21 protein-coding genes are annotated in these 18895 nt (G+C 71.3%); 10 read left to right on the top strand and 11 right to left on the bottom strand.

Going from position 1 to position 18895, the window contains the following annotated elements:
• Window positions 1-231 precede the first annotated feature (231 nt).
• Window positions 232-1104: an ATP-grasp domain-containing protein gene (locus ACZ6KY_RS06720; protein WP_469309398.1), complete on the top strand. Its 873-nt coding sequence runs from the start codon at window positions 232-234 to the stop codon at window positions 1102-1104.
• Window positions 1101-1856 (top strand): VOC family protein, encoded by a 756-nt coding sequence (locus ACZ6KY_RS06715; RefSeq protein WP_469309223.1) that lies wholly within the window; start codon window positions 1101-1103, stop codon window positions 1854-1856. The genes ACZ6KY_RS06720 and ACZ6KY_RS06715 overlap by 4 nt, the downstream gene beginning before the upstream one ends.
• On the opposite strand, the gene ACZ6KY_RS06710 is transcribed toward ACZ6KY_RS06715, so the two are convergent.
• From ACZ6KY_RS06710 to ACZ6KY_RS06675, 8 genes are all read right to left on the bottom strand, one after another.
• Window positions 1853-2116, bottom strand: coding sequence for a hypothetical protein (locus ACZ6KY_RS06710; RefSeq protein ID WP_469309222.1), 264 nt, complete (start codon window positions 2114-2116; stop codon window positions 1853-1855). The genes ACZ6KY_RS06715 and ACZ6KY_RS06710 overlap by 4 nt on opposite strands.
• Entirely contained in the window at window positions 2113-2460 is a 348-nt protein-coding gene (locus ACZ6KY_RS06705; protein WP_469309221.1) for a DUF952 domain-containing protein, read from the bottom strand. The genes ACZ6KY_RS06710 and ACZ6KY_RS06705 overlap by 4 nt, the downstream gene beginning before the upstream one ends.
• A gap of 10 nt (window positions 2461-2470) precedes the next feature.
• Window positions 2471-3697 (bottom strand): RNA polymerase sigma factor, encoded by a 1227-nt coding sequence (locus ACZ6KY_RS06700; protein WP_469309220.1) that lies wholly within the window; start codon window positions 3695-3697, stop codon window positions 2471-2473.
• Between the two features lie 5 nt (window positions 3698-3702).
• A complete protein-coding gene (locus ACZ6KY_RS06695; RefSeq protein ID WP_469309219.1) occupies window positions 3703-4116 on the bottom strand; it encodes a YciI family protein in 414 nt (137 codons plus the stop codon).
• Window positions 4117-4252: 136 nt separating this feature from the next.
• Entirely contained in the window at window positions 4253-4519 is a 267-nt protein-coding gene (locus tag ACZ6KY_RS06690; RefSeq protein WP_469309218.1) for a hypothetical protein, read from the bottom strand.
• A 119-nt stretch (window positions 4520-4638) separates the two neighbouring features.
• Window positions 4639-5295, bottom strand: a complete 657-nt coding sequence (locus ACZ6KY_RS06685) for a GNAT family N-acetyltransferase (RefSeq protein ID WP_469309217.1) — start codon at window positions 5293-5295, stop codon at window positions 4639-4641.
• 255 nt (window positions 5296-5550) lie between these two features.
• Entirely contained in the window at window positions 5551-6690 is a 1140-nt protein-coding gene (locus ACZ6KY_RS06680; protein ID WP_469309216.1) for a family 2 encapsulin nanocompartment cargo protein polyprenyl transferase, read from the bottom strand.
• A 127-nt stretch (window positions 6691-6817) separates the two neighbouring features.
• Window positions 6818-8224 carry a family 2B encapsulin nanocompartment shell protein gene (locus tag ACZ6KY_RS06675; RefSeq protein WP_469309215.1) on the bottom strand — a complete coding sequence of 469 codons (1407 nt, stop codon included), beginning with the start codon at window positions 8222-8224 and terminating at the stop codon, window positions 6818-6820.
• A gap of 212 nt (window positions 8225-8436) precedes the next feature.
• Here ACZ6KY_RS06675 and ACZ6KY_RS06670 point away from each other — a divergent pair, with 212 nt between their 5' ends.
• From ACZ6KY_RS06670 to ACZ6KY_RS06660, 3 genes are all read left to right on the top strand, one after another.
• On the top strand, window positions 8437-8670 hold the full coding sequence (locus ACZ6KY_RS06670) for a hypothetical protein (RefSeq protein WP_469309214.1): 234 nt from the start codon (window positions 8437-8439) through the stop codon (window positions 8668-8670).
• Between the two features lie 164 nt (window positions 8671-8834).
• Window positions 8835-9425, top strand: coding sequence for an N-acetylmuramoyl-L-alanine amidase (locus ACZ6KY_RS06665; protein WP_469309213.1), 591 nt, complete (start codon window positions 8835-8837; stop codon window positions 9423-9425).
• 374 nt (window positions 9426-9799) lie between these two features.
• A complete protein-coding gene (locus ACZ6KY_RS06660; protein ID WP_469309397.1) occupies window positions 9800-10690 on the top strand; it encodes a 1-aminocyclopropane-1-carboxylate deaminase/D-cysteine desulfhydrase in 891 nt (296 codons plus the stop codon).
• Here the strand turns inward: ACZ6KY_RS06660 and ACZ6KY_RS06655 are convergent.
• A complete protein-coding gene (locus tag ACZ6KY_RS06655) occupies window positions 10672-12267 on the bottom strand; it encodes a Na+/H+ antiporter (RefSeq protein WP_469309212.1) in 1596 nt (531 codons plus the stop codon). The genes ACZ6KY_RS06660 and ACZ6KY_RS06655 overlap by 19 nt on opposite strands.
• Window positions 12268-12329: 62 nt before the next feature.
• On the opposite strand from ACZ6KY_RS06655, the gene ACZ6KY_RS06650 reads away from it, so the two are divergent.
• The 3 genes from ACZ6KY_RS06650 to ACZ6KY_RS06640 all read left to right on the top strand — a co-directional run bounded on the left by ACZ6KY_RS06650 (window position 12330) and on the right by ACZ6KY_RS06640 (window position 14445).
• Window positions 12330-12590, top strand: coding sequence for a UBP-type zinc finger domain-containing protein (locus ACZ6KY_RS06650; RefSeq protein WP_469309211.1), 261 nt, complete (start codon window positions 12330-12332; stop codon window positions 12588-12590).
• Between the two features lie 308 nt (window positions 12591-12898).
• Window positions 12899-13312 carry an ATP-binding protein gene (locus ACZ6KY_RS06645; protein ID WP_054228129.1) on the top strand — a complete coding sequence of 138 codons (414 nt, stop codon included), beginning with the start codon at window positions 12899-12901 and terminating at the stop codon, window positions 13310-13312.
• Between the two features lie 17 nt (window positions 13313-13329).
• Window positions 13330-14445 (top strand): RNA polymerase sigma factor SigF, encoded by a 1116-nt coding sequence (locus tag ACZ6KY_RS06640; protein WP_469309210.1) that lies wholly within the window; start codon window positions 13330-13332, stop codon window positions 14443-14445.
• 46 nt (window positions 14446-14491) lie between these two features.
• On the opposite strand, the gene ACZ6KY_RS06635 is transcribed toward ACZ6KY_RS06640, so the two are convergent.
• Window positions 14492-14944: a hypothetical protein gene (locus ACZ6KY_RS06635; RefSeq protein ID WP_469309209.1), complete on the bottom strand. Its 453-nt coding sequence runs from the start codon at window positions 14942-14944 to the stop codon at window positions 14492-14494.
• A gap of 169 nt (window positions 14945-15113) precedes the next feature.
• Between ACZ6KY_RS06635 and ACZ6KY_RS06630 the strand changes: the two genes are divergently transcribed.
• A complete protein-coding gene (locus tag ACZ6KY_RS06630; RefSeq protein WP_469309208.1) occupies window positions 15114-16082 on the top strand; it encodes a diacylglycerol/lipid kinase family protein in 969 nt (322 codons plus the stop codon).
• 317 nt (window positions 16083-16399) lie between these two features.
• Complete coding sequence (locus ACZ6KY_RS06625; RefSeq protein ID WP_006380970.1) at window positions 16400-16657, top strand: WhiB family transcriptional regulator; 258 nt, start codon at window positions 16400-16402, stop codon at window positions 16655-16657.
• A 253-nt stretch (window positions 16658-16910) separates the two neighbouring features.
• On the opposite strand, the gene ACZ6KY_RS06620 is transcribed toward ACZ6KY_RS06625, so the two are convergent.
• Complete coding sequence (locus ACZ6KY_RS06620) at window positions 16911-18377, bottom strand: sensor histidine kinase (protein WP_469309396.1); 1467 nt, start codon at window positions 18375-18377, stop codon at window positions 16911-16913.
• Window positions 18378-18895 lie beyond the last annotated feature (518 nt).

Below are 18895 nucleotides of genomic sequence, written 5' to 3'. Positions count from 1 at the left end.
ACCCGACTGACCCGGGCCGCACCCGCCGGGCGGGCGCCGCAGCCGCCCACCCGGGCGACGCTCGGCCCGCTCCCCCGCCGGACGCGCGGCACCGGCCGTCGTTGTCGGGTGTTCGCGGGCGTCGGCCGGGGCGACGGGAGGCCGGAGTCCCGCGGAGGAGACACTGGGTCCGTGTTCCGCGGGCACGGTCCGCCCGAGGAACGAACCTCCGAACGCTTCGAGGAGTCACCCGTGCCGTCCGCCCGCCCCCGCGTCCTGTTCGTCAGCGACCTGGCCTATCCGGCCAAGGGGCGGCGGTACTGCGACGAGGACATCGCCCTGACCTCGCGGCTGCGCGAGGAGTTCGACCTCGCCGTGTGCCACCCGCTGGACGCGGCCGAGCTGATGACCGGCTTCGACGCCGTGGTCGTACGCAACAGCGGGCCGGTCCTGCACTACCAGGCCGCGTACGACGCGTTCCGGGAGCGGGCGCTCGCGGAGGGTGTCCGGGTCTACAACCAGCTGTCGGGCAAGGGGGACATGGCCGGCAAGGGGTATCTGCTGGAGCTGACCGCCGCCGGGTTCCCGGTCATCCCGACCGTCGACCGCGCACCCGACCTGGACCTGCTGCCCGAGGCCGACATGTATGTGGTGAAGCCGAAGCAGGGGGCGGACTCCATCGGCCTGGAGTTCGTGTCGCGCGAGGAGCTCGCCGGGCTGCCGTTCGGTGACATCCTCGTCCAGCCGCGGATCGACTTCCGCTACGAGGTGTCGTTCTACTTCGTCGACCACACCTTCCAGTACGCCCTGTACGCGCCCGACCCGGAGCGGCGGTGGGCCCTGGAGCCGTACGAACCGACCGACGAGGACCGGGAGTTCGCGCAGCGGTTCGTCGAGTGGAACGACATCGCGTACGGCATCCAGCGCGTGGACGCCTGCCGGGCCCCCGGCGGTGAGCTGCTCCTCGTCGAACTGGAGGACCTCAACCCGTATCTCTCCCTGGACGTCCTCTCCCCCGAGGCCAGGGACGCCTTCGTCGCGCGGATGAAGACGTCGTTGCGCGCCCTGATCGCCCACGAGCCGGTACGAGCCGTACCGGCCGGCCGGGCGGGAGAGTCCCGGTGAACGCGCGACCGGTCATCCGCTGGACCCACGTATTCGTCGACCGGCCCGCCGCGGATCTCGGACCGGCTCTCGGCTTCTGGACGGCGGCCACCGGCACGGAGGCGTCCGAACCACGCGGCGACCAGGGCGAGTTCCTGACGCTGCTGCCCGGCGAGGGCGACGCGTGCGTGAAGGCGCAGGGCGTCGGGGGCGGAGCCGGGGGCGCCCATCTCGACCTGTCCGTGGAAGACGTACCCGCGTTGGTGGAGTCGGCGCTGCGGCTGGGCGCCGAGGTCGTCGCGGGGCACGAGGGGTGGGCCGTGCTGCGCTCCCCCGGCGGGCAGTTGTTCTGCGCGGTGCCCTGGCACGGGGAGTCCGTACGGCCGCCGGTGGCCGAGGGACCGGGCGGTACGACGAGCCGGCTCGACCAGGTGAGCATCGACCTCGCGCCGGGCGTGTACGAGACCGAGATCGCCTTCTGGAGCGAGCTCACCGGGTGGGAGTCCCACCCGGGCGCGCTCCCGGAGTTCCACCTGATCAGACCGCCCGCCGGGCTGCCGCTGCGCGTCCTGCTGCAACGCCTCGGCACCGAACGCCCCACCTCCGCCCATCCGGACCTCGCCTGTTCGGACGTCGATGCGGTCCGGGCACACCACGAAGCCCTCGGGGCGACGGTGGTCGGCCGGGGTGCGCGCTGGACGGTCATGCGGGACCCCGTCGGCGGCGTCTACTGTCTGACCGGCCGCGATCCCGCGACGGGCAGCCTGCCCTAGGGCCGGGGCCGGGTGGCGACCACACAGAGGACGCGCTTCCCGTCCTTCCCGTGCGGACAGGAGAACGCCGAGGCGTGGGGGGAGGGCAGGGGTGCCGGGGCGTGGCGGCCGTCTTCGTCGGAGGTGTACCAGCCGGTGAGCGGTGCCGGCTCCGAAGACGCCTGGAGCCAGAGCGTGAGGGCGCCGGCGCCGACGACGGTGACCGCCCACACCACCAGGACCCCGCGCCAGACCCGGCGTCGCCCCTCCGCCGCGCTCACGCCGAGGCCGCCCCGCCCTGGTCCCAGACCTCCGTGTCCACGACGGCGTCCACCGGGATCGGCCCGTAGACGTGCGGGAATTCCTCGCCGCCGGGCTCCATCGCCTCGAAGCGGACGGGCACGGTGAGCCGTTCGGCGTCGACGACTAGGACCACGAGTTCGCCGGGTCCGGCGTAGGAGCCGTACACCATGGCCGCCACGGCGGGGAGTTGGTGGCGCAGCGAGCAGTGGATGAAGCCCTCCTCCTGGAGGGTCCGGCCGCGGGTGGACATCTCGTAGGTGCCGGACGCGCGGGCCGCGTCCCACAGGGAGCGCTCGGTCAGATGCAACAGAGGTTCGGACATACGGACAACGCTACGACGTCAGCCGGGCCGCCCGCGCCTCCAAATAGCGCCGTTCGGGAAGGCTGAGGGTCTTGGCCGCCGCCGACTCGTAGGCGCCGCGCGCTCCGGCCGGGTCACCGGCGCGCTCCAGCAGATGACCGCGCACCGCGTCCAGCCGGTGCCCGGCGGCCGACTCGCCCTCCAGCCGGTCGAGTTCGTCGAGGCCGGCCCGCGGCCCGTACACCATGGCCACGGCGACCGCGCGGTTGAGGCGTTCGACGGGACCGGGGACCCGGTGGACGAGGACGTCGTAGAGGCCGAGGATCTCGGCCCAGTCCGTCGCCTCGGGTGAGGCCGCCTCGTCGTGGACCGCGGCGATCGCGGCCCGGAGCCCGTAGGGGCCCGCCGGCCCCCGCCCAAGCGCCTCGGTCACCAGGGCCACGCCCTCCTCGATGGCCGCCCTGTCCCAGCGCGTGCGGTCCTGTTCGTCGAGAGGTACGAGTTCCCCGTGCTGCCCGGTCCGCGCGGCGCGCCGGGCGTCCGTCAGCAGCATCAGGGCGAGCAGCCCGGTCACCTCGCCGTCCTCGGGCAGCAGTTGCCGGACCGTGCGGGTCAACCGGATCGCCTCATGGGCGAGTTCGGCTCGCTGGAGTGCCGTGCCCGAGGTCGCCGTGTAGCCCTCGTTGAAGATCAGGTAGAGGATGTGCAGGACGGCGGGGAGCCGTTCCTCCCAGTGGTCGGGGCGGCCGAATCCGACGCCTCGCACCCGCTGCTTGGCCCGGCTGATCCGCTGCGCCATGGTCGCCTCGGGCACGAGATACGCCCGCGCGATCTCCGCCGTCGTCAGACCGCCCACCGCGCGCAGGGTGAGCGCGATCTGCGCGGCCGGGGTCAGACCGGGATGGCAGCACAGGAAGAGGAGGGAGAGCGTGTCGTCCTCGGACGGGGCGCGGTCCGCGCCCGGGGGCGGCGCCGTGAACGCGTCCCGCGGCGTCAGCGCCGCCGCCTTCTCCTCCCGCAGCCGCCGCGCCTCCTCCGCCCGCAGGGTGTCCACGAGCCGCCGAGAGGCGACCTTGATCAGCCAGCCGCGCGGGTTGTCCGGCACGCCTTTAGCGGGCCACTGCCCGGCGGCCGCGAACAGCGCCTCCTGTGTGGCGTCCTCGGCCGCGTCGAAGTGCCCGTAGCGGCGAACGAGCGCGCCGAGAACCTGCGGCGCGTGGCGGCGCAGCAGGTCCTCGGCCTCGGTCGTGCCTCTCATCCCGCTCAGATGTCCCCGGCACCGTCCTGGATGCGCCGGATGACGACCGGATACTCGGTGAGGCCGTCGGGACCCGGGCAGCGGGTGACCCGCTCGGCGATCTCGGTGACCCGTTCCAGGCTCGCGCAGTCGACCACCCAGTAGCCGGCCATCAGCTCCTTGGTCTCGCTGTACGGGCCGTCGGTGATCACGGCCTTGCCGTCCGGGCTCCGGGTCACCAGGCGGGTCTGCGCGGGTTCCACCAGCCCCTGGGCGTCGACCAGTTCGCCGGATTCGGAGAGGTCGTCGCTGATCGCGCCCATGTAGGCGTACATGGCCTGCAGTTGCTCCTCGTTCCAGGCGGGCACCTTTGCGGAGGCCTTGCCCCGCATGCCCTCGTAGTCGGCCTGTGTGCCCTGCACCATCACCAGGTACTTCATGAGTCCGCTCCTTCGGCTTCCTCGGCTCGGACCACCCGTGGCGGGCGGCTCTCACAGGGGACGTCGGAGCCGGCCCGCGATTCTCTACACGTCTCCGCGCGTCGCCGCACGTCTCCGCACGGTGGAGCCCGGTGCGTCAGGACTTCTCGGCGGCGGGCTCCTCCGGCAGATCGTGTCCCTGCCTCTGCTCGTGCCCTTGCTCGTGCCCTTGCCCCTGCTCGTGTGCCTGCCGCTGCCCGTGCCGCTGTCCGCGTCCGGGCTCGTCGGCGTAGGCCGCGCACTTCGGGTTCCGGCAGGGCCCGGGGCCCCATTTGGGTACCCAGGCGCCCAGGGTCTTGTACCGGTGCACCACCGTGGCGACCGGTTGCCCGCATTCGGGACATACATGCTCATCGGTGCCCATGCCTTCAGGGTAGGGCGGCGGCCTCGGCGCTTCCTGTTGTACGTCCCGGACCAGGCCTGGGCCCGGCAGCCCTCCGACTCGGCCCCGGTCTTCGACTCGGCCTGGTCCCAGTCCCCGTCCTAGTCCTCGGACTGGACCTCCGGCTCGGTCTGCCGCCCCGGTCGCGGCTCGCGCCACATCGGCCACATCCGCGGGCCGTCCGGCAGGTCGAGGGGACGGCCCGTGAGCACGAAGCCGAGCCGTTCGTACAGTGCGCGGCTGCGGGCGTTGCTCGCCTCCAGATAGGCGGCCAGGCCCTCGCGGTCGCAGCGGTCGAGGACCGACTCGATCAGCGCGCCTCCGAGCCCCTCGCCCTGGCGCTCCGGCGCCACCCCGATCATCCACAGGTACGCGTGGGCGCGCCCTTCGGGATGGACGTCCGCCGTCAGCCGGCCGATCAGCTCGACCCGTTCGTTGTCCGGGTCGACCGCCGCGCGCAGCTCCGCGGGACCGCCCTCGTCCGCACCGCCGTCCCCGCCCTCCCCGTCGCTCTCGTGGTCCCCGGCGGGGACGGACAGCCACAGGGCGCACGCCGAACCGTCCTCGGTCAGATCGATACGCCCCTCGGCGAACACGGCATCGGCGAACGCCGCCATGAGCTTGGGGTGCGTCGCGCGGCGGTGTGCCGGATCCGGGAAGACCCAGTTGCTCACCGGATCGTCCTGGAACGCCTCGTCCAGCAGCCGGACGACCAGCTCCCGGTCCGCCTCGCCCGCCACCCGGATCGCCACACCCATGACCAGTCCCGCCCTTCGCCCCAACCACCCTTGACCGTACGGCGGTTGAGCCTATTACGCCCGGAAGTCGACGGGCCTCACCCGGGCCTCTCCCGGGACGTCCCAGGGACGGGTTCGAGGGACGGGTTCAAGGGCGCGGGCCCCGCACGCCGTGGGGATGCGCGGGGCCCGCCCTCCGGAGCCGGACACCGTACGGATGTCAGGTGCCGTACGGTGCCACGGGATCCGGGGTCGTCGACCGGCCGGAAGGGCCGGTCAGTTGCTGCGCCGGGTGACGAACTCGGCCAGCGCGAGAAGGCCGCCCGCCGCCTCGGGGTCGGGTACCGCGCGGGACAGTTCGTGCATCGCCCGGGACATCCGGTCGGCCGCCTGGACCTGTGCCCAGTCGCGCCCGCCGGCCCGCTCGACGGCCAGCACCGTACGCTCCAACTCCCCTTCCCGGTACGGCGCCGCGTACAACTCGGCCAGTTCGGCGGCCGCCGGGGTGCCCGAGGTGAGCGCGGCGACCACGGGCAGCGACTTCTTGCGGGCCGCGAGGTCCGCCCCGGCCGGTTTGCCGGTGCGGCCCGGGTCCCCCCAGATCCCGATCACGTCGTCGATCAGCTGGAAGGCGAGCCCCGCCTCACGGCCGAACGCGTCGAGTGCCTCGACGTCCTCGGCGTCCGCCCGCGCGTACAGCCCCCCGATGGCGCAGGCGCTGCCGAGCAGAGCGCCCGTCTTCGCCTCGGCCATGGCGAGGCACTCGTCGAGGGTGACCTCGTCCGGGCCGAGCTTCTCCATGGCCGTGTCCGTGTGCTGTCCGGCGCACAGTTCGACGACACAGCCCGCGAGCCGCGCGGCGGCCGCCGAGGACGCGGGGTGCGGATCCTCGGCGAGCAGCCGCTGGGCCAGCGCCTGGAGGGCGTCCCCCGCGAGGATCGCGTCGGCGTCGCCGAACACGGTCCACGCGGTGGGGCGATGTCTGCGGGTGGTGTCCCGGTCCATCACGTCGTCGTGCAGCAGGGTGAAGTTGTGGATCAGCTCCACCGCGGCGGCCGCCCGTACCGCCGTCGCCTGCTGTCCGCCGAGCGCCTGGACCGCGGTCAGCACGAGCGCGGGCCGGATGGCCTTGCCCGCGTTCCCCGCCGCCGGGGTGCCGTCGGCCTGCTCCCACCCGAAGTGGTAGAGCGCGATGCGGCGCATCGAGCCCGGCAGCGAGTCGATGGCCCGGCGCAGTTCGGGGTCGACGGACGCCCGTGCCCGCTCCAGGATGACCGCGGCCTCCTGCGCCTCGACCGGGCTCGGCACGCCCTGTCTTTCCACGGGTCTCCCGCCGGGACCTCGCCGGTCCGGGGTCCCGGCCGGGCGCCGTCTGTCAGGAATTCCGGCAGGACCCTGCCGCGTCTCCGTCGTCATGCGGTCACCCGCGCGATCGCCCCGGAGCCTCGGCCGACGGCGGCGCCGAAGCGGCCGCCGGGCGCGCACCCCCGTCGTGGTCCCGCCCCGAGAGGCGGGACCACGACGGGCTCCGCTTCGCGGATCGTCACCGCCAGCGGCCGATCTCGACGTTCTCCAGGATGCCGAGCGCGTCCGGCACGAGCACCGCGGCCGAGTAGTACGCCGTCACCAGGTAGGAGATGATCGCCTGCTCGTTGATGCCCATGAAGCGCACCGACAGGCTCGGCTCGATCTCGTCCGGGAGGCCGGCCTGCTGGAGCCCGACCACTCCCTGTTCGGCCTCGCCGGTGCGCATGGCGATGATCGAGGTCGTACGGGCGTCGCTGACCGGGATCTTGTTGCACGGGAAGATCGGCACCCCGCGCCAGGTCGGGATGCGGTTGCCGGCCATCTCGATGCTCTCGGGGACGAGTCCGCGCTTGTTCAGCTCGCGGCCGAACGCGGAGATCGCGCGCGGGTGGGCGAGGAACAGCTTGGTGCCGCGCCGGCGGCTGAGCAGTTCGTCCATGTCGTCCGGGCTCGGTACGCCGTCGTGCGGCTGGAGCCGCTGGTCGTACTCGCAGTTGTTGAGCATGCCGAACTCGCGGTTGTTGATGAGCTCGTGCTCCTGGCGCTCCTTCAACGCCTCCACGGTGAGCCGCAACTGCTGCTCGGTCTGGTTCATCGGCTGGTTGTAGAGGTCGGCCACGCGCGTGTGCAGGCGCAGGACCGTCTGGGCGATGCTCAGTTCGTACTCGCGCGGGGTGGCCTCGTAGTCCACGAAGGTGCCCGGGATGTCCTGCTCCCCGGTGTGGCCGGCCGCGAGGTCGATCTCCTTCTCGCCGTACTTGTTGGTGCGCTGCGACGGAATCGCGCGCAGTTCCTGGAGATGGGCGCTCAGGGACTCGGAGCGCTCCGCCACCTGTTCGAGGTCCTGGCGGGGCAGCGCGAGCACGGTCACCGCCGTCACCGCGCGGGCCGTGTACTCCCAGATGGCCTCCGGGTCGATGAGCGCCTGCTCCCCGAAGTACGCGCCGTCGGCGAGGACACCGAGCACCGCGTCGCCCCCGTAGGGACCGGTGCCGATCTTCTCGACCTTGCCGTGTGCCAGCAGGAACACCTCTTCGGCCCGGTTGCCGAACGAGGCCAGCACCTCCCCCGGCGCGAACTCCCGCTGCTGGCACCGCTGGGCCAGCTCGCCCAGCACCTCGTGATCCTCGTACGACCGCAGTACGGACAGTTCCCCGAGTTCCGCGGGGATGACCTGGACCCGGTCCCCGGTCTTGACGAACGTCACGCGGCCGTCGCCCACGGAGTAGCTGAGCCGCCGGTTCACGCGGTACGTGCCACCCTGCACGTTCACCCACGGAAGCATGCGCAGCAGCCACCGTGAGCTGATTTCCTGCATCTGTGGCGCGGACTTGGTGGTGGTGGCCAGGTTCCGCGCGGCGGATGTGCCGAGACTCTGCTGCGGACGGTTCTGCTCCGCGCGGACCTCTTCGCCTACCGACATGAAAATTGCCCTCCCGGTCGTGCACTGATCTTCGGGAGCAAGCCTTCCATCACGGAGCGTGCTGGTGCTATTACACGAATGAGGGGGAATGGATCAGCCTGGACCTGGGCAGAGAGGGCCATTTCGCCAGGAACCCGCCACCCTTCGGCCAGGGGAACTCCAAGATCCGGCCATCCGTTCGCTCCCCCGACGGACAACGACGGGAGACAGCAGTGACAGGCTTCCTGGACCGCGCGAAAGAACAGGCGCAGCGCGGCCTCACGCAGGGCAAGCAGAAGCTGGACGACGTGCAGGCGCAGCGGGCGGGTGGAGATCTCCTGAAGAGACTCGGCTCCGCCTACTACGCGGAGCGGCGCGGCAGCGGCTCCCCCGAGGCGACCCGGCAGGCGCTTCAGGCGCTGGAGAGCCACATCGCCGCCCACGGGGACGCTTTCCTTCGATCCTGACCTGTATCGACCGGCCTCGACCGATTACGAACGCTTACTCCGTGTCTGTCCGGATCGGCTCGCACGCTGTGCGAACGAGTGGGTCCGGCAGCCCGGTCGGCTATAGAAGCGCGGTACCAGACGGCCACGACAGGTGGCCGACGTACAGCGCGAAGGAGTCGGCCATGGCATCGCCCATGTCCGCGGGCAGCTTCCTGGACCGGATCAGGGAGGAAGGCGTCCGTGTCGTCGAGGTCGGCGACTGGGAGCATCACAACCGCAATCACAAAGGCCCCTGGGGCCCGGTGCACGGGGTGATGATCCACCACACGGTGACCTCGGGCACCGAACTCACGGTCGGGCTCTGCCGCGAGGGCCGCGAGGACCTGCCCGGACCGCTGTGCCACGGTGTCATCACCAAGGACGGCGTCCTCCACCTGGTCGGCTACGGCCGGGCCAACCACGCGGGCCTCGGCGACGACGACGTGCTGCGCGCGGTGATCGCCGAGAAGGCGCTGCCGCACGACAACGAGGCGAACACCGACGGCAACCGCCACTTCTACGGCTTCGAGTGCGAGAACCTCGGCGACGGCAAGGACCCGTGGCCCGAGGTCCAGCTGGACGCCATCACCAGGGTTTCCGCCGCGATCTGCCGGTTCCACGGCTGGACGGAGCGCTCGGTCATCGGCCACCTGGAATGGCAGCCGGGGAAGGTGGACCCGCGAGGCTTCACGATGAACTTCCTGCGGGGGCGCGTCCGCGAGCTGCTGAAGTGAGCTGAGGCGCCGAGGGCCGGCGGGGACGGCCGGCGTCGCGGCCCCCGCGTCCGGCCGTCCCCGGACAGGTGTCCGACAATGAGGAAGTGACCAGCCCCGCCACCCCGGACCGTGCCACCACACCCCCTCCCGGCACACCGGGCACCCCCGGAGCCCCCGGCCCGGTCGACGCCGCCGACCTGGCCACCCCGGCCGACCCGGCCGCTCCGGACAGCTCGGCCGATCCCGCCGACCCGGCCACCCCGGAAAGTCCGGCCGCTCCCGCCAGCCCGCTGACGCCGGTCGGCCCCACTGACCCGGTCGGGCGGAGGGGCACGGTCGGGTCGAGGGGCCCGCGCGCTTCGTTCGGCCTCCGGCCCTGTGTCCCGTCGCCGCTGTGGGAGGTCGCGGACGGGCGGTTCGAGCGGTTCGGGGTGCGGCTGGTGCTGAAGCGGGATGATCTGATCCATCCGGAGCTGATCGGCAACAAGTGGCGCAAGCTGACGCCGAACCTCGAAGCCGCGGCGGGCCGCATCCTGGTCACCTTCGGCGGGGCGTATTCGAACCATCTGCGTGCCACCGCCGCCGCCGGCCGCCTCCTGGGCCTGCCCACCCTCGGCGTGGTCCGCGGCCACGAACTGGCCGACCGCCCCCTCAACCCCTCACTGGCCCAATGCGCCGCCGACGGCATGCGTCTTCACTTCGTCGACAGATCGACGTACCGACGCAAGTCGGAGCCACGGACGCTGGCCGGGATCCTGCGCGCGACGGGCACCGAGGACGCGTACGTGGTGCCCGAGGGCGGCAGCAACGCCCTCGCCGTACGCGGCTGCCGGGCGCTCGGCGAGGAACTGCGCGGCCGCGACGGCATCGACGTGGCCGCCCTCGCCTGCGGCACCGGCGGCACCCTCGCCGGGATGGCCGCGGGCCTCGCCCCCGGTCAGCGCGCTCTCGGCATCCCGGTCCTGCGGGGCGGCTTCCTCGACGCGGAGACGACGGCCCTCCAGACGGCCGCGTTCGGCGCCCGGCGCGGAACCTGGTCCCTCGACGACCGCTTCCACTTCGGCGGCTACGCCCGCACCACTCCCGAACTCGACGCCTTCGCCGAGGACTTCGAGCAGCGTCACGGGCTGCCGGTCGAACGTCTCTATGTCGCCAAGATGCTCTACGGACTTGTCGCCCTCGCCGAGGAGGGCGCGTTCCCGCGCGGCACGACGGTCGCGGCGGTGATCACCGGAGCACCGTTCCCCGCCGGGCGGGCCTGGCCTCAGGCCGCCTCCCGGTAGGCCGCCGCCTCCTCCAGGTCCAGCCGGCGCAGCAGCGTGCGCAGCATCTCGTCGTCGATGTAGCGGTGGTCTCGCAGCTTGACGAAGACATCGCGCTCGGTGCCGATCATCTCGCGGGAGAGACGGCGGTAGGTGTCGTCCGCGGTCTCGCCGGTGACCGGGTTGACCGCGCCGAGCCGCTCCCAGACGGCGTTGCGGCGCCGCTCCATGACCGTGCGCAGGCGCTCGGCGAGCGGCGGGGGCAGGGCGTTGCGCTCGTCGGCGAGGAGTTCGTCGAGGCGCTCCTCGGCGGCGCGGGAGGCCTGCGCCTGGGCGTTGGCCTCGGCGAGCGTCTCGGCCTGGGTGTCGCGCCCGGGCAGTTTCAGCAGCCGGATCAGCGGGGGCAGCGTCAGGCCCTGTACGACCAGGGTGCCGATGACGGTGGTGAAGGTCAGGAAGAGGATCATGTTGCGGTCGGGGAAGGCGCCGCCGCCGTGCACGGTGAGCGGGATGGAGAAGGCGACGGCGAGCGAGACGACACCGCGCATGCCGGCCCAGCCGATGACGAACGGCCCCTTCCAGGTGGGGTTGTCCTCGCGTTCGCGGATACGCGCCGACAGGATCCGGGGCAGGAAGGTGGCGGGGTACACCCACACGAGGCGGGTCGCGACGACGATGAAGAAGAGGGCGAGGGCGTACCAGGCGGCGCTCGTGCCCTCGTTGGCACCGAGGCCCTTCAGGACGACCGGCAGTTGGAGTCCGATCAGCGCGAACACCGCGGACTCCAGGACGAACGCGACCATCTTCCACACCGCCTCCTCCTGGAGCCGGGTCGCGAAATCCACCTCCCAGGAGCGGTGTCCGAGGTAGAGCGCGACGACGACCACCGCGAGCACTCCGGAGGCGTTGAACTGCTCGGCGATGCCGTAGGCGACGAAGGGGATCAGCAGGGAGAGGGTGTTCTGGAGGAGCGCTTCGTTCATGTGGGTGCGCAGCCAGTGGATGGGGATCATCAGAACGAGCCCGACGACCACCCCGCCGACCGCCGCGAGCAGGAACTCGCGGATGCCGCCGGCCCAGGTCGCGCCCTCACCGACCGCCGCGGCGAGCGCCACCTTGTAGGCGGTGATCGCGGTCGCGTCGTTCACCAGGGACTCGCCCTGCAGGATCGTGGTGATCCGTGAGGGCAGTCCCACCCGGCGCGCCACGGCCGTCGCGGCCACCGCGTCCGGCGGCGCCACCACGGCGCCGAGGACCAGCGCCGCGGGCAGCGGCAGGCCGGGTACGAGCAGATAGGCGGCCCAGCCGACCACGAGGGTCGCGAAGAGGACGTACCCGACCGACAGGAGCGCGACAGGCCTCAGATGGGCCCTCAGGTCGAGGTAGGAGCTGTCGGTGGCCGCCGTGTACAGCAGCGGGGGCAGCACCAGCGGGAGCACGATGTCGGGGTCGAGTTCGTACGCGGGCACCCCGGGGACGTACGAGACCATCAGGGCCACGGCGACGATCAGCAGGGGTGCCGGGACCGGGGTGCGGCGGGCGGCCCCGGCCACCGCCGCGCTCCCCGCGACCAGCAACAGCAGTGGCAGCACATCCATCGTCTTCCGCCCACCCTCGTTTTCCGCGCGGCACACCGCACGCCCGACGTAACCTGGCAATCATGAAACAGTGCACGCACGCCGACGCGCTGCCGCAGCCCGAACCCGGCCCCGGGAGCGAGACCTGCCTGGAGTGCGTGGCCGCCGGTACCCACCCGGTGCAGCTTCGGCTGTGTCTTGAGTGCGGGCATCTCGCCTGTTGTGACTCCTCACCGCTGCGGCACGCGTCGGAGCACCACAAGGACACCGGACATCCGATCATGCGCACGTTCGAGCAGGGGGAGAACTGGCGTTGGTGTTTCGTGGACCACGTACTCGTCTGAGCCAGGGACCCCGGACTCGTCCGAGCCGTGGATCACGTACGCGCGTGACTCACGATCCGGACGGTTCGACCGTCTGACGTCTGGGTACGTCAACCCGGCGCGCGCTCTTCCTATTTGGGGCCGCAGACCTCTAGCCACTGTCCGTACTCATGGGCTTACTATGAGTGACAGCAAGGGGCGGGGTCCCCAGGACAGGAAAGTCTGGAGCGCGGTAGCGTCACCGCTGAACGACGTAGCGCGTTACCCCGGGGGGCGACCCTCGGCCCCCGAAAGAGCTCGAATGAGCTTGTACCACCATGGAGGTGAGGGTGTCCCAGATCGCAGGCGAGCCCGCGACGAAGGACTTCGTGGAAGTCCGGCTGCCGGCCGCGGGTGCCTACCTGTCGGTACTGCGCACGGCCACGGCCGGGCTGGCGGCCCGTTTGGACTTCACCCTCGACGAGATCGAGGATCTGCGCATCGCGGTGGACGAGGCCTGCGCGATCCTGCTGCAGCAGGCCGTCCCCGGTTCGGTGCTCAGCTGTGTCTTCCGGCTGATCGACGACTCACTGGAGGTCACGGTCTCCGCTCCGACCACCGACGGTCACGCTCCGTCACGTGACACCTTCGCGTGGACCGTGCTGTCGGCTCTCGCGGGCAAGGTCGACTCCACCGTCGCCGAGGACAAGACCGTTTCGATCAGCCTCTACAAACAGCGCGGCGCGGGACCCGGGCCGGCGTGAGGAACGGGGACGGGCCGGTGCGGGACGAAGAGCGCGGCACACGGGAGCCTCCCGCGGAGCGCGCCGACGGCCCGGACGGGCCGCGGCACACGGCGGACGGCGTCGACGGCATCCCCGAACAGGCCCGGCCGCATCCGGAGATCGGCGTCTCCTCGGCAGCGGCGGCGCAGCCGGTGGTCTTCCCCGTCCGGGGAGGTCCCCCCGGTTCGACCGCGGCCGAGGACACGGGGGAAGAGCCGCGAGCTCGGGGAATGGTGACGGGCGGGACTATGAGCGAGCACGAGCGAAACGCGGAGCAGAACGTGCAGGGCGCGCAGCACGGGCCGAGCGCCCAGCACATCCAGCACGGGCCCAGCGCCCAGCACATCCACCACCAACCGCAGGACCGCAGCGGGGCGCGGGCGATGTTCATCGAGCTGCGCAAGCTGCAGGACGGCAGCGCCGAGTACGCGGAGCTGCGCAACCAGCTGGTCCGCATGCATCTGCCGCTCGTCGAGCACCTCGCGCGCCGCTTCCGCAACCGCGGTGAGCCGCTGGACGACCTCACCCAGGTCGCGACGATCGGGCTGATCAAGTCGGTCGACCGCTTCGACCCGGAGCGCGGCGTCGAGTTCTCGACGTACGCGACCCCGACGGTGGTCGGCGAGATCAAGCGGCACTTCCGCGACAAGGGCTGGGCGGTGCGCGTCCCGCGCCGCCTCCAGGAGCTGCGCCTCGCGCTGACCACGGCGACGGCCGAGCTCTCCCAGCTGCACGGCCGCTCCCCGACGGTCCACGAGCTGGCCGAGAAGCTGGCCATCTCGGAGGAGGAGGTCCTGGAGGGCCTGGAGTCCGCCAACGCGTACTCCACGCTGTCCCTGGACGTCCCCGACACCGACGACGAGTCCCCGGCTGTCGCGGACACCCTGGGCGCCGAGGACGAGGCGCTGGAGGGCGTCGAGTACCGGGAGTCGCTGAAGCCGCTGCTCGAGGACCTGCCGCCGCGGGAGAAGCGGATCCTGCTCCTTCGCTTCTTCGGCAACATGACGCAGTCGCAGATCGCGCAGGAGGTCGGCATCTCGCAGATGCACGTCTCGCGGCTGCTGGCCCGCACCCTGGCCCAGCTCCGGGAGAAGCTCCTCGTCGAGGAGTGAGTTCGCGGAGCGGGCCCGAGGAGTGAGCTCGAGAAGTGGGCCCCGCCTACTTCTCGTCCCGTACGTCGCCGCCGGGCCCTCGGATTCCGAGGGCCCGAGTCGTTGCCGGGTTCACCAGCAGCACCAGGGCCGCCACCGCGACGACCGCGAGGGCGATGCCTGCGGGGATCGCGACGCTGTCGGCCTGGAGCAGGGTGTAGGCGAGAGGCAGCGCCAGGATCTGGGTGATGAGGGCCGGGCCCCGGCTCCAACCGCGGCGCAGCAGCAGGCCGCGCGCGGCCAGGAGCGGCAGCAGCGCGAGCACGATCAGCGTGACGCCGCCGGTGACGGCCTGCTGCCGGCTGTCGGGGTCGCCCGTGAGACCGAGCACGAGGATGCACACGCCGCCCGCCACCAGGGCGGCGCCTTCCAGCGCGGCCAGCGCCGCCGCGGCGGTCAGCCGCCCGGGGCGGGGTTCGGAGAGGGGGGCGTCGGGGGTGGGATTCTGCTCACGGCTCACCCCCGAAGAGTAGCCGTCGGCCCCGGCCCGCCCAGCGCCCCGGGGCCGGTCACCGCTCCGTTCCGGGGCTCGCACCGGTCCGTCGCCGCACCCCCGGCGCACCCCGGACTCTTACTGGATCCCTACCTCGGTCTGGGACGAGTACCACCCAGTAGGTACGCTGCATCGCATGCGTGCACTTCTCGTGGTCAATCCGGCGGCAACCACCACAAGTGCGCGTACGCGTGACGTCTTGATCCACGCGTTGGCCAGTGAGATGAAGCTCGAAGTGGTCACGACCGAGTACCGCGGGCACGCCAGGGACCTCGGCCGGCAGGCCGCGGACAGCGACGACATAGACCTGGTCGTGGCCCTCGGCGGGGACGGCACGGTCAACGAGGTCGTGAACGGTCTTCTGCACCGGGGCCCCGACCCGCAGCGTCTCCCCCGCCTCGCCGTGGTCCCCGGCGGCTCCACCAACGTCTTCGCCCGCGCCCTCGGCCTGCCGAACGACGCCGTGGAGGCGACCGGCGCCCTGCTGGACGCGCTGCGCGAGGAGCGCGAGCGCACGGTCGGCCTCGGTCTGGCCGCGGGGACCCCCGGCACCGAGGACGAGTCCGTGCCCTCCCGCTGGTTCACCTTCTGCGCCGGCCTCGGCTTCGACGCGGGGGTGGTGGGCCGGGTCGAGCAGCAGCGCGAGCTCGGCCGGCGCTCCACTCATGCGCTGTATCTCCGCCAAGTGGCACGTCAGTTTTGGGACGAACCTCACCGCCGGCACGGAATGATCACGCTGGAGCGCCCCGGCGCGGACCCGGTCACCGATCTGGTCCTGTCCATCATCTGCAACACCTCGCCGTGGACGTTTCTCGGCAATCGTCCGGTGTACGCGACGCCTAAGGCCTCGTTCGATACCGGACTCGACGTACTCGCCCTCAGCCGCATGTCGACGGCCTCGGCCGCCCGGTATGCCACTCAGTTGCTCACTTCGTCCCCCGAGCGTGGACCGCAGGGCAAGCACGCCGTCACTCTGCATGACCTGACGGACTTCACCTTGCATTCGAAGGTTCCACTGCCCCTTCAGATGGACGGCGACCATCTGGGACTGCGTACAAGCGTGACGTTCACAGGCGTACGCCGTGCACTGCGTGTGATTGTGTGAGCGGAAGGGGCCAAACTCCTTTCACTCGAACGTTTAGACCAGGGTCCACCCCATGGAAGTACGGCTGTGACTCAGCCGACACCGAGGAATCAAAAAAAACTTTTCAGAAGGGGTTGTATCCGCCGCTGAGGTTTGCGAGTCTCTACGTGGCGCTCGGGACGGCCCGCACCATCGGCCCCCAGAGCACCGGAACCCCTCCTCAAATCACAGGACCACACCAGCCCGTCTGGTTGTCGGCCCTTCACTTGTTGAGGGATTCGTGAAAGCGTTCACATTCACAAGCAACGTGCATGTAATACCAAGGAGAGGTAGCAGCCATGGACTGGCGTCACAACGCCGTTTGCCGCGAGGAAGACCCCGAGCTCTTCTTCCCCATCGGCAACACCGGTCCTGCGCTGCTGCAGATCGAGGAAGCCAAGGCCGTCTGCCGCCGCTGCCCCGTCATGGAGCAGTGCTTGCAGTGGGCGCTCGAGTCCGGCCAGGACTCCGGCGTCTGGGGTGGCCTCAGCGAGGACGAGCGCCGCGCAATGAAGCGCCGTGCCGCCCGCAACCGAGCTCGTCAGGCCACCGCCTGACGTTCCACCCCGCACGAGCCTGAGCTTGGCGGCGCGTACAGCGAGTACGCAACTCCCGCCCCCGAGCCGCAGCGCGCAGTACCCCGATGCGCTTGATGCAACGAGCTTTCAGCCCCGGACCACCTGGTGGTCCGGGGCTCATTGCTGTTCGCGTCCGGGATCGGTCACAGTGAGTGACGGTCTCCCGTGAGCACCGACTCGCCCCGCCCATAGGCCAGTTGTGCGAGCCGTACGCCCATCGTGAACGGGCCGGCTACTTGGGGACGATCACCGGAATGTCCAGCAGCACCTGGGTGCCGCGCTCCGGAGCGGCCACCATGTCGAAGGTGCCGCCCAACTCGCCCTCCACCAGCGTCCGTACGATCTGCAGGCCGAGGTTGCCCGAGCGGTGCGGGTCGAAGCCCTCGGGCAGTCCGACCCCGTCGTCCGTCACGGTGACCAGCAGCCGGGCGTCCTTGGAGGTGCCGCCGCGCACCGCGGAGACCTCGACGGTGCCCCGGTCGCCCTCGCGGAAGCCGTGTTCCAGCGCGTTCTGCAGGATCTCGGTGAGAACCATGGAGAGCGGGGTCGCGACCTCGGCGTCCAGGATGCCGAAGCGTCCGGTGCGCCGGCAGGTGACCTTGCCGGGTGAGATCTCGGCGACCATGGCGAGCACCCGGTCGGCGATCTCGTCGAACTCCACCCGCTCGTCCAGGTTCTGGGAGAGCGTCTCGTGCACGATGGCGATCGAACCGACCCGGCGCACGGCCTCCTCCAGGGCTTCCCTGCCGCGGTCGGACTCGATGCGGCGGGCCTGCAACCGCAGGAGGGCCGCCACCGTCTGGAGGTTGTTCTTCACCCGGTGATGGATCTCCCGGATGGTGGCGTCCTTGGTGATCAATTCACGCTCGCGGCGGCGCAGTTCGGTGACATCGCGGAGCAGGACCAGGGAACCGACGCGGGTGCCCTTGGGCTTGAGCGGGATCGCCCGGAGCTGGATCACCCCCTCGGCGCTCTCGATCTCGAACTCGCGGGGCGCCCAGCCGCTGGCGACCTTGGACAGCGCCTCGTCCACCGGGCCCCGGGACGGGGCGAGTTCGGCGGTCGTGGAGCCGAGTTCGCAGCCCACCAGGTCGGCGGCCAGGCCGAGGCGGTGGTACGCGGAGAGCGCGTTCGGTGACGCGTACTGGACGACGCCGTCCGCGTCGAGGCGGATCAGTCCGTCGCCGACCCGCGGCGAGGCGTCCATGTCGACCTGCTGGTCGGGGAACGGGAAGGTGCCCGCCGCGATCATCTGCGCGAGGTCGGAGGCGCTCTGCAGATACGTCAGTTCGAGGCGGCTCGGGGTACGCACGGTGAGCAGGTTGGTGTTGCGGGCGATCACGCCGAGGACGCGGCCCTCACGTCGTACGGGAATGGACTCGACCCGGACCGGCACCTCCTCGCGCCATTCGGGATCGCCCTCGCGCACGATCCGGCCCTCGTCGAGCGCCGCGTCCAGCAGGGGGCGGCGGCCGCGCGGGACCAGATGGCCGACCATGTCGTCCTGGTACGAGGTGGGCCCCGTGTTGGGGCGCATCTGGGCGACCGAGACGTAGCGGGTGCCGTCGCGCGTGGGAACCCACAGCACGAGGTCGGCGAAGGAGAGGTCGGAGAGCAACTGCCACTCCGAGACCAGCAGATGCAGCCACTCGAGATCGGAGTCACCGAGAGCGGTGTGCTGGCGTACGAGGTCGTTCATGGAGGGCACGAGTGCGAGCGTACCCGGCGGATCCGACAGGTCCCGAAATCGGCCACCCGCACGGGGCTCCCAGCGGCGTCCCGGGAGCGTCGCGGGGCCCCGGAAACACCCGCGGGCCGCGGCGCCTGGGAGGGACCCTCGACCCTCCCGGCACCGCAGCCCGGAGCAACAACGGCCGTGGGGTGTGCGGTCCCGGTCGGCCGAAGAGAGGAGCCGGAGCAGTCAGGGCAGAGAGCGCCGGTTCCTCGGTCCGTCTTCCTGTGCGGGGAAGACGGAGGCTCGTTCAGTTTCTCAAAGCATTGTGGACTAGACCATGGTCCTGCGTCCATGTGTCCGCAGCCCGTGCGCCTGCGGATGTTCTCTGTTGTCCGCTTATCCAACACCAGGAGCGCCCATCAGACTATCCCGCTTCGGTTCATGAACGGGAGCGGTTGCCGGATGAGCGGAGCCGGGCGGGTCCGGGCGGCGGCCCCGGGATACGGCGCGTTCCGGGGCGACGGAAGGGTGACGCTCTGCTA

This window comes from Streptomyces sp. NPDC042002 (assembly GCF_055588305.1).
This window is presented reverse-complemented; position numbering and strand designations above follow the sequence as displayed.

What these genes read in the sequence shown, in the direction of transcription:
- ACZ6KY_RS06675 (WP_469309215.1), bottom strand. Translation starts at nt 8,224, where the DNA reads ATGTCGGTAGGCGAAGAGGTCCGCGCGGAGCAGAACCGTCCGCAGCAG.
- ACZ6KY_RS06630 (WP_469309208.1), top strand. Translation starts at nt 15,114, where the DNA reads ATGCGTGCACTTCTCGTGGTCAATCCGGCGGCAACCACCACAAGTGCG.
- ACZ6KY_RS06655 (WP_469309212.1), bottom strand. Translation starts at nt 12,267, where the DNA reads ATGGATGTGCTGCCACTGCTGTTGCTGGTCGCGGGGAGCGCGGCGGTG.
- ACZ6KY_RS06650 (WP_469309211.1), top strand. Translation starts at nt 12,330, where the DNA reads ATGAAACAGTGCACGCACGCCGACGCGCTGCCGCAGCCCGAACCCGGC.
- ACZ6KY_RS06700 (WP_469309220.1), bottom strand. Translation starts at nt 3,697, where the DNA reads ATGAGAGGCACGACCGAGGCCGAGGACCTGCTGCGCCGCCACGCGCCG.
- ACZ6KY_RS06665 (WP_469309213.1), top strand. Translation starts at nt 8,835, where the DNA reads ATGGCATCGCCCATGTCCGCGGGCAGCTTCCTGGACCGGATCAGGGAG.
- ACZ6KY_RS06620 (WP_469309396.1), bottom strand. Translation starts at nt 18,377, where the DNA reads ATGAACGACCTCGTACGCCAGCACACCGCTCTCGGTGACTCCGATCTC.
- ACZ6KY_RS06685 (WP_469309217.1), bottom strand. Translation starts at nt 5,295, where the DNA reads ATGGGTGTGGCGATCCGGGTGGCGGGCGAGGCGGACCGGGAGCTGGTC.
- ACZ6KY_RS06680 (WP_469309216.1), bottom strand. Translation starts at nt 6,690, where the DNA reads ATGACGACGGAGACGCGGCAGGGTCCTGCCGGAATTCCTGACAGACGG.
- ACZ6KY_RS06690 (WP_469309218.1), bottom strand. Translation starts at nt 4,519, where the DNA reads ATGGGCACCGATGAGCATGTATGTCCCGAATGCGGGCAACCGGTCGCC.
- ACZ6KY_RS06705 (WP_469309221.1), bottom strand. Translation starts at nt 2,460, where the DNA reads ATGTCCGAACCTCTGTTGCATCTGACCGAGCGCTCCCTGTGGGACGCG.
- ACZ6KY_RS06695 (WP_469309219.1), bottom strand. Translation starts at nt 4,116, where the DNA reads ATGAAGTACCTGGTGATGGTGCAGGGCACACAGGCCGACTACGAGGGC.
- ACZ6KY_RS06625 (WP_006380970.1), top strand. Translation starts at nt 16,400, where the DNA reads ATGGACTGGCGTCACAACGCCGTTTGCCGCGAGGAAGACCCCGAGCTC.